This window comes from Kitasatospora sp. NPDC032121, assembly GCF_055580145.1.
The window spans coordinates 83591-96514 of sequence record NZ_JBVILX010000011.1; the positions used below are offsets into that span (position 1 = coordinate 83591).

Consider the following 12924-nt stretch of genomic DNA (forward strand, 5'->3'; position numbering starts at 1 on the left):
TTTCCATTCGGAAGGAGACCGGCACCCCCGGTATTCAGCAGGGCAGTTGCACAATGTCCGGACCCACCCCCGAGGTACAGACCACTCGCCGGCGATGGCGTACCGTGCAGGCCCATGGCAACAGTGCTCGTGGTCGAGGACGACCCCTTCGTACGTTCCGCCCTCATCCGCCACCTGACCGACACCGGTCACGCGGTCCGCAGCGTGGGCACGGCTCTGGAGGCGCTGCGGGAGGTCGCCCAGGTCGGCTGCGACCTGGTGATCCTCGACCTCGGCCTGCCCGACCTGGACGGCAGCGAAGCGCTCAAGATGATCCGCGGCCTGACCAACGTGCCGGTGATCGTCTCCACCGCCCGGGACGACGAGGCCGAGATCATTCGGCTGCTCAACGACGGCGCCGACGACTACCTGGTGAAACCTTTCTCCGGGGAGCACCTCAGCGCCCGGATGACCGCCGTGCTGCGCCGGTTCGGCGGCGGCGCCGCGCCCGTCGCCCAGGTGCTGCGGGTCGGCGGACTGGCCATCGACCTCCAGCGGCGGGAGGCCGCGCTGGACGGACGGCCGCTCGACCTGACCCGCCGTGAGTTCGACCTGCTGGCCTTCCTGGCCGCCCGGCCCGGCGTCGTGGTGCCCCGCAAGGAGATCCTCGCCGAGGTCTGGCAGCAGACCTACGGCGGCGACCAGACCATCGACGTCCACCTCTCCTGGCTGCGCCGCAAACTCGGCGAGACCGCCTCCAACCCCCGCTACCTGCACACCGTCCGGGGCGTCGGGGTCCGGCTGGAGGCCGCGGGGGGCCTGGCGGAGCACCGGACATGAGGCGGTTCGGGCGCTCGCTGCGCTGGGCCCTGATCAAGGCCGCCGTGGCCGGCACCACCATGGTCGCGCTGGCCTTCCTGATCCCGCTCGGGATGATGGTCCAACAGACCGCGCGGGACCGGGCGTTCACTGCCGCCGAGCGGCAGGCCGCAGCGCTCGGACCGGCGCTGGCGATCACCACCGACGAGGACGCGATCACCCGGGCCCTGGCCAGCACGGACGCCGGCGGGCAGGGGCGGATGGCGGTCCACCTCCCGGCGGCCGGGCAGCCCGCCGGGGCGGGGGGCGGCGACGCGCTCCACGACGGCGGTGGCGGGGGCGCCGGGGCGGGTGGTGCCGACGTGGGTGGTGCTGTTGCGGGTGGTGCCGGTGTGGGTGGTCCCGCTGCGAGTCCGGGCGCGGGGAGTCCTGGTGCGAGCGGTCCCGGTGTGGCGGCCGCCGCGGTCGGCGGGCCCGGGGGGCCGATGCTGGGGGAGGGGCGCGCCGCGGCGGCCGACGTGGCCACGGCCGGCGGGCAGGGCCGCTCCTTCACCGTGCAGGTGGCCGGCGGTTACGCCCTGCTCCAGCCGGTCGCGGTGGACACCGGGCGGACCGCGGTGGTCGAGGTGTTCGTGGCCGAGAGCGACCTCACCAGGGGCGTCGCCACGGCCTGGCAGGTGCTCTCCGCCGTGGCGCTCGGCCTGGTCGCCATCTCCGTGCTGGTCGCCGACCGGATGGGCAGCCGCATCGTCGCCTCCGCGCGCAAGCTCGCCGCCGCCGCCCGCTCGCTCGGCGCCGGGAACCTCTCGGTGCGGGTCCCGGTGGAGGGCAAGCAGGTCGAGGGCAGCCCCGAGGAACTGCGCGAGGCCGGCCAGGCGTTCAACACCATGGCCGACCGGGTGGTCCAACTCCTCGCCGCGGAACGGGAACTGGCCGCCGACCTGTCGCACCGGCTGCGCACCCCGCTGACCGTGCTGCGGCTCAACGCCGCCTCGCTCGGCGAGGGCGACGCGGCCGACGCCACCCGGCACGCGGTCGCCCAACTGGAGCGCGAGGTCGACCAGATCATCCGCTCGGCCCGTCGCGCCCCGGAGGACGCGCCCGCCGTCGCGGTCGGCTGCGACGCCGCCGAGGTGATCCGGGAGCGGGTCGCCTTCTGGTCGGCGCTGGCCGAGGACGAGGGACGCCGCTGGCAGCTGGCCGGCGCCGAGCAGGCGGCGCCGGTGCCCGTCCAGCGCGGGGACCTGGCGGCCGCCGTCGACGCGCTGCTCGGCAACGTCTTCCGGCACACCGCCGTCGGCACCGCCTTCTCGGTCGACGTGCTGGCCACCGGCTGCTCGGTGATCGTCCTGGTCGGCGACGCCGGACCGGGGTACAGCGACCCGGCAGCCGCCCTCAGACGCGGCGAGGGACACGGAGGCGAGGGCTCCACCGGCCTCGGCCTCGACATCGTCCGCAAGCTCGCCGAGTCCACCGGCGGGGACGTCGCGCTCGGCCGCTCCGCGGTGCTCGGCGGCGCCGAGACCCGGCTGCGGCTGCGCACCGGGCCGCAGGAGGCGCCGCCCGCGCGGGGCGGACGGCGGCGGACCCGGGGCGCGCTGTTCCAGAAGTGACGGCAGGGCGCGGCGACGGCGGTGGCTTGAGCGGCCCGGGTGGTGGGGCGGCTGGGCGGCTGGTCGCGGCTGGGCGGCAGGGCACGTCGGGGCAGCTGGGCGCGTCGGGCGGGTCCTTCTCGTACGGGCTCATCCTTAACGGCGACCTAAGGGAGTTCTACCCCTCGCTCAGCCCGTCGGCCGGGGCCCCGGGCCGCGGCTAGCGTCGGTCGTGCCGGCCACCCGACCACCCCGGCGCCGACCCGCACCCCGACCGTCACCCCCACGGCGACCGGTGTGCCCTTCCCCCGGGTCGGCGCCGGGGCCGGTCAGGGCCGACGCGTCACGCTGCGTAGTTGATCGTGTCCGATCCCAGTCGGGCGGCATCCGGTATCGTCGCTGGTTGGCCGAGCCGTGGACGGAGTGGACAGTGACAGCGGTGCAAGACGAGCGCAGCCCGGTGCGGACCGCACCCGACCCCTCGCCCGCCCCCCTGTCGGACCGGCTGCGCCGGGCCCTCGGCGCCCCCCTCCGGGCGCTGCGCGAGGCCCCCCGCCGCCCGCTGCTGGCCGCCTCCGCCGTGGCGCTGCTGTCCCTGCTGGTGTACGCGGTGGTCCGGCACTTCGTCCACACCTCGATGGTCGACATGATCGTCTACCGGGCCGAGGGCGCCGCCGTGGCCGACGGCACCGACCTGTACGCGCTGCGCGTCACCGAGTGGAACCTGCCCGCGACGTACCCGCCGTTCGCGGCGATGCTGTTCGTCCCGACCACCTGGTTCCCGGTCCCCTTCCTCCGGGTGGCGATCACTCTCGGCAACCTCGGGCTGCTCGCCCTGCTGACCCACCTGTCCTTCAAGCTGGTCGGCTGGCCGCGCCGCGAGCTGCGGCCGATCGGCGTGATCCTGGTGACCGGCCTCGGGGTCTGGCTCGAACCGGTGTTCACCACGCTCCGCTACGGCCAGATCAACCTCGCGCTGGCCTGCCTGATCCTCTGGGACCTCACCCGTGCGGACGGGCGGCGCAGCAAGGGCGTGGCGATCGGCATCGCCGCCGGCATCAAGCTCACCCCCGGCCTGTTCGCGGTCTACCTGCTGATCACCGGCCGGATCCGGGCCGCCTTCGTGGCCGGCCTCACCTTCCTCGGCACCTTCCTGCTCGGCGCCCTCGTCCTGCCCGACGCCACCTGGGGCTTCTGGACCAAGTACCTCTACGACTCCTCCCGGGTCGGCAAGACCTGGATCGTCGACAACCAGTCGATGCGCGGCGCCTTCGCCCGCCTGCTGCACTCGGCCGACCCCGGCACCGTCGCCACCGTCGGAGCCGGCCTGGTCGCGCTGGCCGGTCTCGGCGTCGCCGCCTGGGCCGCGCGCAGCGGCCGCTGGCTGCCCCGGTCCGAGGCCTGGGGCGTCTGCTGCGCCGCCGTCACCGCCGTGCTGATCTCGCCGATCAGCTGGACCCACCACTGGGTCTGGTGCGTGCCGATGCTCGTCCTGCTCGCCGCCGAGGCCTCGGTCGAGCACGCCCGCCCGGCCGGCGTCCGTCGGCTGCGCTGGCGGGCCGTCTTCTGGGCCACGCTGGTCGCCTTCCTGTCCTTCGCGATGTGGGCCGCGAAGCCGGTCGGCCTGGCCGTCCTCGACATGCCGCTCTGGCGCCAGCTGCCGACCTCGGTCTATCCGTGGGTCGGACTCTGCTTCCTGCTCGCCGCCGCCGTCCGGATAAGGGCCCGGCGGCTCTCGGCCGGCGCGCCGCTGGTCCGGCTGCCCGGACAGCGGGACGCCGGCGGCCCGGACGCCGCCCGCGGCCGTCAGCAGGCCCCCGCGGCCCGCTGAGCCGGCGGGGGCGCCGCTCCTGCTTCTCCGGTCCTGCTTCTTCCGGTCGTGCCGGTCGTTCCGGTCGTGCCGGTCGTTTCGGTCGTTCCGGTTTTTCCGCCGAGCCCGCCGCTCGTTCTCGCGCCCCGTGGTCGTGTTGCTGTACGTGCCAGTGCACGCCGCGGCGCACGCCTAGGCGAGCAGCTCGGCGAGCGAGCCGTCCATGTCCAGCGCGGCCAGCTCGCTGCCCGGCGGGACGAGCCGGTGCGCCCGCTCCAGCCAGGCCGCGACGACCGGCAGCGGGGCCTCCAGCAGCGCGTCCCCGGCAGGCGAGCTCAGCGCCAGGCAGAGCACGCTGCGCCGGCCCGAACGGGTCGGCCAGATCCGCACGTCGCCCTGGCCGCACGGGCGGAAGGTGCCCTCGACGAGCAGCTCGCGGGCGAACACCCAGGTGACCGGGGAACCGGTGTCCAGGTGGAAGGTCATGTACACCGCGTACGGGTCGTGGCTGCCGTAGGACAACCGGGCGGGGACGGGGACGCTGTGCTCCGGCGAGAGCACCAGGTTGAGCTCCAGCTCGTGCTCGACGACGCTGACGGGACGCTCCATGATCGTCTTCCTCTCTGCCTTCGGGTTGTGCCCGGCTTCGGGCCCCTGTGACCTTTGAGAGGGCGGTCCGCACCGGCTCTTACACACGTTTCCGGGATTTCTTCGGGAAGTCCGGTGAGGGGTGGTGAACAACGGATGACACGGCGCGCGGGCAGTCGTCGTGCGCCTGGTTCCTTACCTTGAGCGACCCTCCGCTGTCCGGCGAATCGCGAACCGTCCGTCACGGCTTCGATGAGGTACTACCCTTTGTGACTGCCCGGCGACTTTCCGCCCACCGGCGGTGCCCCCACGCGCGCCGACCGCCGGGAGCGCGCCGGGTCGTGCGCGCGGGTGGACGCGTCTGCGGTGGTCGGGCCCGGTCGGCCCGCACCCTCCTCGTCAGGACCTGCCAGGAAAGAAGACCCCCATGACGGACCGCCCCTTCGTCGCCGACGGCGACCCGGCCGTCGCGCCCGAGCCCGGCTACTACCCCGACCCGTCCATCCCCGGCTACGTCCGGTACTGGGGCGGCGCGGCGTGGGTGCCCGGCACCAGCCGGCCCGCTCCCGCCGGGGGAGAGGTGCTGGAGCCGCCCCGGTACGTGACCCGGCGGCCCGCCCCGGGCGGTGCGGCGGCGCGGGTGGTGCCGCCACCGGTGGTGCCGGAGGCCGCGCCGCCGGGGGCGGTCGGGGTGCCGGAACCGGTGGTCGTGGAACCGGTGGTCCCGGGGCTGCCGGTCACGGCCCCCGGGTCGATGGCCTCGGAGGCGGTGGCATCGGGGTCGATGGCGGAGGTGGGGGCCGGGCTGCCGGCGGGTGGGGGCGACACCGGGCCGGTGTACTTCGACCAGACCTCGGGTGGGGCGTCCTTCGTGCTCGGGCCCCGGGTGGCGGAGGTGATCGGCGGGCCGGTGTTCCGGACGGTCGACGGACCGGGGGCGTCGCCGGGAGTTTCGGCGGGGATGCCGGTCGCGGGGATGCCGGCCGCGGGGGTGCCGTCGGGCTTCGCCGGCGCCGAGCCGCCCGGGGCCGTCCCGGTCCAGGCTTCGGCCGCTTTCTCGGCCCCGCCCCTTTCCCCGTCGCCTTCCCCGTCCCCTTCCCCGGCCCCGTTCCAGGGTGTCGGGGAGTCCGGCTGGCAGGCAGATCCTCGGGCGCAGCGGGGCCTGATGGACACGGGCGACGCACCGCGTTGGGTCTCCTGGGGGGTGCTTCCGGAGGCACTCGATGTGGAGGAGGGGCGCGCGGAGCCCGAGCGCACTCCGGCTGCCACGGAACTGGCCGCCGCCGGCGCTCCCGTCGTGGCGGTCACGGTGCGGGAGGCGCCGGTGCCGGCCGTCCTGGCCTCGGGGCCGGTGCCGGTGATCGGCGACGAGGCGGTGCCGGCCGCCCCTCCGGGCCCGGGCCCGGGGCCGACCGCGGTCGCGGTCGCCTCGAAGTCCATCGCCACGGCGGCGGTCGCGGCGACGGCGCCCGTCACTCCGCTGCCCGCCGTGCGGACGCTCCGCGAGACCGCCGTCCAGCCCCGCCCGTCCGCCTCGGCCTCCGCTGCCACCGTTCCCGCGTCCTCCGGGGCCGCGCGGGCCGCCGGGGCCGCAGGCAGCGCTCGGGCCGGTCGGACTGGTCGGGCCGGCAGGAACGCCCGGGGCGCCGAGCCGGCCGGCCTCGGCCGCCGACTGGCGGCGCGGGCGGTGGACACCGCCGTCCTGCTGGTGGTCGCGGTCGCCGCCGGGATCCCGCTCGGCCGCTCGGTGACCGACCACCTCCAGCGGAAGGTCGACCAGGCCCGGATGGCCAGCGTCCTCGCCCGGCGCCAGGTCCAGGTCTGGCTGGTGGACGACGTGGTGCTGGGCAAGGCCGCCGTGCTGCTCGGCATCCTGTTGTTCGTCAGCCTGCTCTACGAGGTGCTGCCGGTCGCCCGCACCGGCCAGACCTTCGGCAAGCGACTGGCCCGGATCCGCGTGGTGGACGCCGCCGCCCCGGCCGCCCGGGCGGCGAGGCTGAGCCTCGGCCGCTCGCTGCTCCGGTGGGTCGTGCGGCAGTTGGGCACGGTGCTGCTGCTCGGACTGGCCTGGCCGGTGTTCGACCGGACGGCCCGGCGGGGCTGGCAGGACCGCGCGGCCCGTACCCGGGTGGTGCGCGGCTGAGGGCAGCCAGGGGCCAGTGCAAAACGGACAGAATGTCCCGAACATCGAGAATTCGTGATGTTCTACTCGGGGACATGAGCACCCACGACCCCTCAGGCTCCCAGCCGGAGGGGGGCGGCAAGCCCTCCTTCGACAAGCAGCCCCCGCAGCCGGGCGGCGGCACGCCGGAAGGCGAGCCGTCGGGCCCGACCCCGTCCAACGGCCAGTCCGGCGGCGAGTCCGGTGGCCAGTCGGGCGGCGAGTCCGGTGGCCCCGGCGCCTACCGGGGAACCTACGGCGGCAGCCCGTACGGCGAACCGACGCCCGGTCAGGAACCCTACGGACAGTCCCCGTACGGCCAACCCCCGTACGACCAGCCGCCGCCCGGTCACGGCACCGGCTACGGGCCCGGCGCGTACGGCACACCCGGCGCCGGCCCCGTCCCCGGTATGCCGCCGCTCGGCACCTGGCCCAAGCGGATCCTCGCCCGGCTGATCGACTACGTTCTGGTGCAGGTCATCGGGGTGATCGTCGTGGGGCCCTTCGTCGACCTCAGCACGCGCAACGGCTCCACCGAGGCGTTCTGGCTCGGCTGCGCCATCTACCTCGTCTACGAGGCCCTGATGCTCAGCCGGGACGGCCAGACCCTCGGCAAGAAGGCGATGAAGATCCGGGTCGCCATGCTCGTCGACGGGAACAAACCCACCCCGTCCGCCGCCTGGACCCGCGCCGCCGTCTTCATCCTCCCGGCCGTCATCTGCTGCGCCGCGCTCTGGTGGATCGTCGACGGATTCTTCGGCGTCTTCGACAAGCCCTACCGGCAGTGCCTGCACGACAAGGCCGCGAAGACCGTGGTGGTCACCACCGAGGTCTGAGCGGAGCGGCAGGACACGCCCGCGCCCGGCGGCGGATCAGCGCTGCCGGGCGTACGCGTGCCCGGCGGCGGCCGCGGTGCGGCCGGCCGCACCGGCCGGATCCGCGGGAGCGGCCGTCCCGGCCGCCGACCTGGCCGCGGCCGCCGACATCGAGAGCACCGTCACCACGGTGCCGAGCGCCAGTGCGAACCCCACCAGCACCGCGACCGCCAGAACGCCCGAGGCGCCCGAGACGGCCAACAGTGCCACCGTGGAGGCGACGACGGTGAACGAGCCGAGGCAGGCCTGGGCGACGGAGGGGCGCGGCATGGCGGGGGTCCTTCGCACGTCGGGGGGAACGGGCGGGAATGGTGCCGGATCCCGTGGTCCTACCCCGCGGGGAGACGGGTACGTCCAGGCTAGTCCCCGAACGCGGGGGCACAGGGGGCGCACGGGCTCATCCCGGGGTCGTCCGACCCGGTCGGTACGGTGAACCGGAACCCGTCGACACCACACGTCACCGCACACGCCACCACCACCCGGGGGAACCGACCATGCCCATCCCCGCCGACTGGCCCACCACCGAGGCCGAGGCACTCGCCGAACAGGAGCGGCTGCGCCCGCTCGTCCAGGCCCACGACGAACCGGGCCACGACCCCGCCGCCCCCGGCACGCTCATCGCCGGCGTCGACGTCGCCTACGACGACGACCGCGACCTCGTCGCCGCCGCCGCCGTCCTCCTCGACCGGGACACCCTGGAGGTGGTCGAACAGGCCACCGCCGTCGGCCGGATCGCCTTCCCGTACATCCCCGGACTGCTCGCCTTCCGCGAACTCCCCGCCGTCCTCGACGCCCTGGCCGCACTCGCCCACGCCCCCGACACCGTCGTCTGCGACGGCTACGGCCTCGCCCACCCCCGCCGCCTCGGCCTCGCCAGCCACCTCGGCGTCCTCACCGGACTGCGCACCCTCGGCGTCGCCAAGACCCCCTTCACCTTCGACCACCACACACCCGACACGGCCCGCGGCTCCTGGACCCCCCTCACCGACCCCGCCACCGGCGAGGAGGTCGGCCGCGCGGTGCGCACCAGGACCGGCGTGAAACCCGTCTTCGTCTCCGTCGGCCACCGGACCGGCCTCGACACCGCCGTCCGCACCACCCTCGACCTCGCCCGCCACTACCGCCTCCCCGAGACCACCCGGCACGCCGACTCCCTCTGCCGCCGCGCCCTCGCCGACGCCCAACAGACCGGGACGAACGCGAACTGACCAAGCCCCGGGCCGGATTCGGGCCCGGTGTGTTAGACATGAGACACCGGGGCCCGGCCCCGACCGCCAGGGACGGACGCACGGGGGGCGCCGAAATGGGAACAGGGAGCACCGGTACCGGCTCCACCGGCGGAGCCGGACAGGGCTACCGCATCGAAGTCGAACAGCTCCGCACCTTCGCCGGCCAGGTACGGCTCCTGCTCGCCGACTTCCAGAAGCACGCCGACGGCACCGACGCGCACGGCCGCAGCGCCATCGGCAAGAACGCCTTCGGGACCTTCGCCGAGGCCACCGAGATCCACAGCCGCTACGGCACCATGCGGGACGCGCTGCGCGACGTCCTCAACCAGCTCCAGGACGCCGTGAACGAGGCCCAGCAGAAGGCCGACCTCACCGCCGTCAACTACGAGGAGCAGGACCGGCACGCCGCCACCAAGCTCAAGGTCGGCGACGACGGCTGGTCCGTCGCCAACCCCTCCGCGAGCAGCCAGGCCGCGACCCAGCAGAACCCCACCCCGTCCACCCGCGGCAACGCCACCGTCTGACCCGCGCCCGCCCGGACCGAACGGAGGCCGACCGCCCGTGGTCTACACCGACTTCACCAAGTACAGCCACGCCCAACTCCGCACGATGGCACAGGCCCTCGACCCCGGCGCGGTGATGGCCGCCGGCGACCCCTGGCGCAAGGCCGCCGACACCCTCAAGCAGATCCGCCAGACCCTCACCAAAGCCAGCACCGAAGCCGCCACCTCCTGGGAAGGCACCACCAGCGACGCCTTCCACACCCGCATGCTCACCCTGGCCGCCAGCATCAACAACGCCGCCGCCTACGCCAACGACGCGGCCAACATCCTCCACGCCGCCTCCGAGGCCATGGCCAAGGCCAAACGCGACATGCCCGAGGAACCCGGCAACTGGGACAAGGTCAAGGACACCGTCGGCGACGCCCTCTTCGGCGACGACGACGAACACATCCCCCTCGCCGACCGCAAGAAGGCCGAAGCGGCCGCCATCATGCAGACCCTCGCCATGCACTACCGCATCGCCACCCCGGCCCTGAAGCCCCCACCGCCGTACGACCCGAAGAATCCGGGAAGGATCGAATCTCCCGACACCGGATCGAAGGACGACCCGAGCGGCGCAGTGGCGGCAGCGGCGATGTTTTCAGGCACCTCGATGGGGGCAGCGGGATCGTCAACACGGGCGACCACGGCCCCGGCTCCTCCACGTAGGGCATCGCAGCCGCCGATGACGGTTCGATCGGTGGCGGCGAGTGCGCCGGCTCCGACCGACTCGGGAATCAAGGGGGGCGCGGCGCAAGCATCTCCGAAGCCGTCGACCTCCCCTGGCCACGGTTCCAGCGAGGGCATCTACGGCAGGCCGGTGCCACCTCCGCCTGGAAGTGTGCCGAGTCCGTCACTTGCCGGGACCCACACCTCCGGACTGGGTCTCGTGCAGACCGGAGGCCCCGCGACCGGGCCGCTCGGAGTCGGCAGTGGGCCGGAGACGCCTCGGTCCACGGGCCAGACGACCGTGTCCCCGATCGGGCCGGTCGTCGGTCAGGGCAAGTTCGGCCAATGCAGCCAGGAGGCCTCGACCGGTGTGACGCCAGTCGAGGGATCCGGACCGCGTGGCGGTCGGGTTCTCGGTGGCTCCGGAGGGGTAAACCCGGGCATCGGTGGTGGAGGTCATGGTGGGCCTGGTGGAAGGCAGACCGGGGGATCTCTGGCACGACCCGGCGGGTCGACCGGAGAGGCAGCGAAGCCTGGCGGAGCGCAAGGCAAGCAGGCATTCACCGAAGGTGGGTCCGGCCTGGGAGCGCGAAGCCGACTCAGGGGTGAGCTGGGGGTTGCGAACACGAGTGGTATGGCACCCGGTGTCCCGCTGGGCGGCGCACAAGCACATAGGAAGGACCGGGAGAAGGGCGGCAAGCGGCCGGACTATCTCGTCGAGGATGAGGTGACCTGGGCGTCGGATGAGCCCAGGAATCCGAACGTGGTGGAATGAAACCGGTCCGTGAGTGGATGGATGATCTGAATCGCATCCCGCAGGCGGGTGGCCTGCGGGATGCCTCGCTGAGTGGGGTGACCAGATTTGACGAGCCGCCGGTTGGCGCGTGGTGCGGCGGCTCTGGCTGTCGGGGCGCTGATGCTGGGCTTGGCCACGCCGGTGGCATCGGCCGACCAGGTCAGAGACCAGCAGTGGGCGCTGAAATCCTTCGAAGCGGAGGCGACGGTCTGGCCTGTAAGCCAGGGCGACGGCGTGATCGTCGGAGTGATCGATACCGGCGTGAACCAGGATCACCAAGACCTGACCGGACAGGTGCTTCCCGGGGCTGACTTCTCCGGTGGCAATACGGACGGTCGAGTGGACAGTGACGGTCACGGCACCGGAATGGCGAGCTTGATCGCCGGGCATGGGCACGGCGATCACGCAGGGGTGATGGGGCTGGCCCCGAAAGCGAAGATCCTTCCGGTGAGGGTGACAACGGATGCCGACAAGTCCAGCTCCGCGCCGGAGTCCGGCTCTTCGCAGAGCCCCGGTGCCAGCCAGAGTGAACTCGCAGCGGCGATCCGATTCGTGGCGGACCACGGCGCGAAGGTCGTCAACATCTCCCTCTCCGGTTCCTACCGCTGGGACTCGCAGCTGCGAAAGGCCGTCAATTACGCGATCTCGAAGGACGTCGTGCTGATCTCCGGTGCCGGAAACACCGGGTCGAGCCTGGGAGTCGGATATCCGGCGGCGTTCCCAGGAGTGGTGGCGGTCGGGGCAGTGGATTCCAGCGGCACCGTGTGGGAGAAGTCGACGTCAGGCCCTGAGACGACGCTCGTATCCCCAGGGGTGGGGATCCAGCACGCGACGGCGAAGTCCCCGACGGCGTACGTCACCGGCAGTGGAACCTCCGATTCCACCGCCTATGTCGCCGCCACCGCGGCGCTCATCCGTTCCAAGTACCCGAACCTGTCGGCCGGGCAGGTGATCAATCGGATGATCAAATCCGCCACCCCGCCGGCGAACGGGACGGTGGTGCCCAACAACCAGTACGGCTACGGGATCGTCGCGCCGGCGAAGGCCCTGGAAGCGAATCCGGCCGTGGACAACGGGCCTCGGGAGAATCCCCTGATCGGGCGAATGGAAGCGAAGGGCACGCCGCCTCCGGTGGAAGAGGAGACCGACGAGCCCTCCGTGGCGCCCATGGTCCCCGAGGGGGACAGCGGGGGCGGCCACAGCTCGATCGTGGTGTGGGTCCGCGTGGGGCTGGTCGGCCTGCTGGTCGGTGCTGTGGCGCTCGTCGTGGTGTTCGTGGTGCGGGGTCGGAGGCGGCGTCAGTGAGTGGCGAGCCATTCGGTGCGTAGGGCGGCCATCTGGAGGACGTCCCAGTAGCGGCCGTCCCAGTGGTGGGCTTGGCGGGAGCGGCCTTCGAGGGTGAAGCCGGACTTGCGGTAGGTGTGGGCGGCGCGTTCGTTGTACTCGAAGACTTCGAGGTGGACGCGGTGGAGGCGGATGGTCTCGAAGGCGTGGCGCAGGACCAGGAGGGTGGTTTCGGTGCCGATGCCGCGGCCGGTGGCGTCCGGGGTGAGGGCGATCCGGTAGCTGGCGGAGGAGTTGTCGGGGTCGACGTCGGTGAGGGCGGTGTCGCCGAGGAAGCGGCCGGTGGTGGGGTCTTCGACGGCGAGGTCGAGGCGGTCGGGTTGTTCGGCGCGGGTGGTGCACCAGTGGTGGATCCGGTCGCGGGTGAAGGTGGTGCGGGTGCCGGTGAGCCGGTTGGTCTCCTCGTCGGCGCAGAGTTCCCACATCGGGTCGGTGTGCCGTTCGTCGAGGGGGACGAGTCGGATGGTGGGGCCGTGCAGGGTGGGTTTGACGGCGAGGGCGGCGAGATCGGCGGTCATGG

The 12924-nt window shown here is 73.4% G+C and carries 12 protein-coding genes; 9 read left to right on the forward strand and 3 right to left on the reverse strand.

What is annotated here, in order from left to right; all coding sequences use genetic code 11:
- Positions 1-114 precede the first annotated feature (114 nt).
- From ACZ5OX_RS25365 to ACZ5OX_RS25375, 3 genes are all read left to right on the forward strand, one after another.
- A complete protein-coding gene (locus ACZ5OX_RS25365) occupies positions 115-819 on the forward strand; it encodes a response regulator transcription factor (protein WP_392880979.1) in 705 nt (234 codons plus the stop codon).
- Positions 816-2411 carry a sensor histidine kinase gene (locus tag ACZ5OX_RS25370; protein ID WP_465633216.1) on the forward strand — a complete coding sequence of 532 codons (1596 nt, stop codon included), beginning with the start codon at positions 816-818 and terminating at the stop codon, positions 2409-2411. Before ACZ5OX_RS25365 ends, ACZ5OX_RS25370 begins: the two co-directional genes overlap by 4 nt.
- Before the next feature lie 409 nt (positions 2412-2820).
- Positions 2821-4221, forward strand: coding sequence for a glycosyltransferase 87 family protein (locus ACZ5OX_RS25375; RefSeq protein ID WP_465633218.1), 1401 nt, complete (start codon positions 2821-2823; stop codon positions 4219-4221).
- Between the two features lie 171 nt (positions 4222-4392).
- Here the strand turns inward: ACZ5OX_RS25375 and ACZ5OX_RS25380 are convergent, their stop codons facing one another.
- Positions 4393-4809, reverse strand: a complete 417-nt coding sequence (locus ACZ5OX_RS25380) for an SsgA family sporulation/cell division regulator (RefSeq protein WP_188298732.1) — start codon at positions 4807-4809, stop codon at positions 4393-4395.
- A gap of 406 nt (positions 4810-5215) precedes the next feature.
- On the opposite strand from ACZ5OX_RS25380, the gene ACZ5OX_RS25385 reads away from it, so the two are divergent.
- Together ACZ5OX_RS25385 and ACZ5OX_RS25390 are read left to right on the forward strand one after the other, a co-directional pair.
- A complete protein-coding gene (locus ACZ5OX_RS25385; RefSeq protein WP_465633219.1) occupies positions 5216-6931 on the forward strand; it encodes an RDD family protein in 1716 nt (571 codons plus the stop codon).
- A 74-nt stretch (positions 6932-7005) separates the two neighbouring features.
- A complete protein-coding gene (locus tag ACZ5OX_RS25390; protein WP_465633221.1) occupies positions 7006-7785 on the forward strand; it encodes an RDD family protein in 780 nt (259 codons plus the stop codon).
- Positions 7786-7821: 36 nt separating this feature from the next.
- On the opposite strand, the gene ACZ5OX_RS25395 is transcribed toward ACZ5OX_RS25390, so the two are convergent.
- Positions 7822-8094: a hypothetical protein gene (locus ACZ5OX_RS25395; RefSeq protein WP_392918599.1), complete on the reverse strand. Its 273-nt coding sequence runs from the start codon at positions 8092-8094 to the stop codon at positions 7822-7824.
- Positions 8095-8318: 224 nt separating this feature from the next.
- Here ACZ5OX_RS25395 and ACZ5OX_RS25400 point away from each other — a divergent pair, with 224 nt between their 5' ends.
- The 4 genes from ACZ5OX_RS25400 (at position 8319) to mycP (ending at position 12365) form a co-directional block, all read left to right on the forward strand.
- Positions 8319-9032 (forward strand): endonuclease V, encoded by a 714-nt coding sequence (locus tag ACZ5OX_RS25400; RefSeq protein ID WP_465633223.1) that lies wholly within the window; start codon positions 8319-8321, stop codon positions 9030-9032.
- Between the two features lie 95 nt (positions 9033-9127).
- Positions 9128-9577, forward strand: coding sequence for a hypothetical protein (locus ACZ5OX_RS25405; protein ID WP_449808843.1), 450 nt, complete (start codon positions 9128-9130; stop codon positions 9575-9577).
- A 37-nt stretch (positions 9578-9614) separates the two neighbouring features.
- Complete coding sequence (locus ACZ5OX_RS25410; protein ID WP_465633225.1) at positions 9615-11039, forward strand: WXG100 family type VII secretion target; 1425 nt, start codon at positions 9615-9617, stop codon at positions 11037-11039.
- Positions 11040-11126: 87 nt separating this feature from the next.
- A complete protein-coding gene (gene mycP / locus ACZ5OX_RS25415) occupies positions 11127-12365 on the forward strand; it encodes a type VII secretion-associated serine protease mycosin (RefSeq protein WP_465633227.1) in 1239 nt (412 codons plus the stop codon).
- Here the strand turns inward: mycP and ACZ5OX_RS25420 are convergent.
- Positions 12359-12922, reverse strand: a complete 564-nt coding sequence (locus tag ACZ5OX_RS25420; RefSeq protein ID WP_465633229.1) for a GNAT family N-acetyltransferase — start codon at positions 12920-12922, stop codon at positions 12359-12361. The two genes, mycP and ACZ5OX_RS25420, sit on opposite strands and share 7 nt — an antisense overlap.
- Positions 12923-12924 lie beyond the last annotated feature (2 nt).

Coding starts and splice junctions, on each gene's coding strand:
- ACZ5OX_RS25380 (WP_188298732.1), bottom strand. CDS start 4,809: ATGGAGCGTCCCGTCAGCGTCGTCGAGCACGAGCTGGAGCTCAACCTG.
- ACZ5OX_RS25390 (WP_465633221.1), top strand. CDS start 7,006: ATGAGCACCCACGACCCCTCAGGCTCCCAGCCGGAGGGGGGCGGCAAG.
- ACZ5OX_RS25400 (WP_465633223.1), top strand. CDS start 8,319: ATGCCCATCCCCGCCGACTGGCCCACCACCGAGGCCGAGGCACTCGCC.
- ACZ5OX_RS25370 (WP_465633216.1), top strand. CDS start 816: ATGAGGCGGTTCGGGCGCTCGCTGCGCTGGGCCCTGATCAAGGCCGCC.
- ACZ5OX_RS25395 (WP_392918599.1), bottom strand. CDS start 8,094: ATGCCGCGCCCCTCCGTCGCCCAGGCCTGCCTCGGCTCGTTCACCGTC.
- ACZ5OX_RS25420 (WP_465633229.1), bottom strand. CDS start 12,922: ATGACCGCCGATCTCGCCGCCCTCGCCGTCAAACCCACCCTGCACGGC.
- ACZ5OX_RS25385 (WP_465633219.1), top strand. CDS start 5,216: ATGACGGACCGCCCCTTCGTCGCCGACGGCGACCCGGCCGTCGCGCCC.
- ACZ5OX_RS25365 (WP_392880979.1), top strand. CDS start 115: ATGGCAACAGTGCTCGTGGTCGAGGACGACCCCTTCGTACGTTCCGCC.
- ACZ5OX_RS25405 (WP_449808843.1), top strand. CDS start 9,128: ATGGGAACAGGGAGCACCGGTACCGGCTCCACCGGCGGAGCCGGACAG.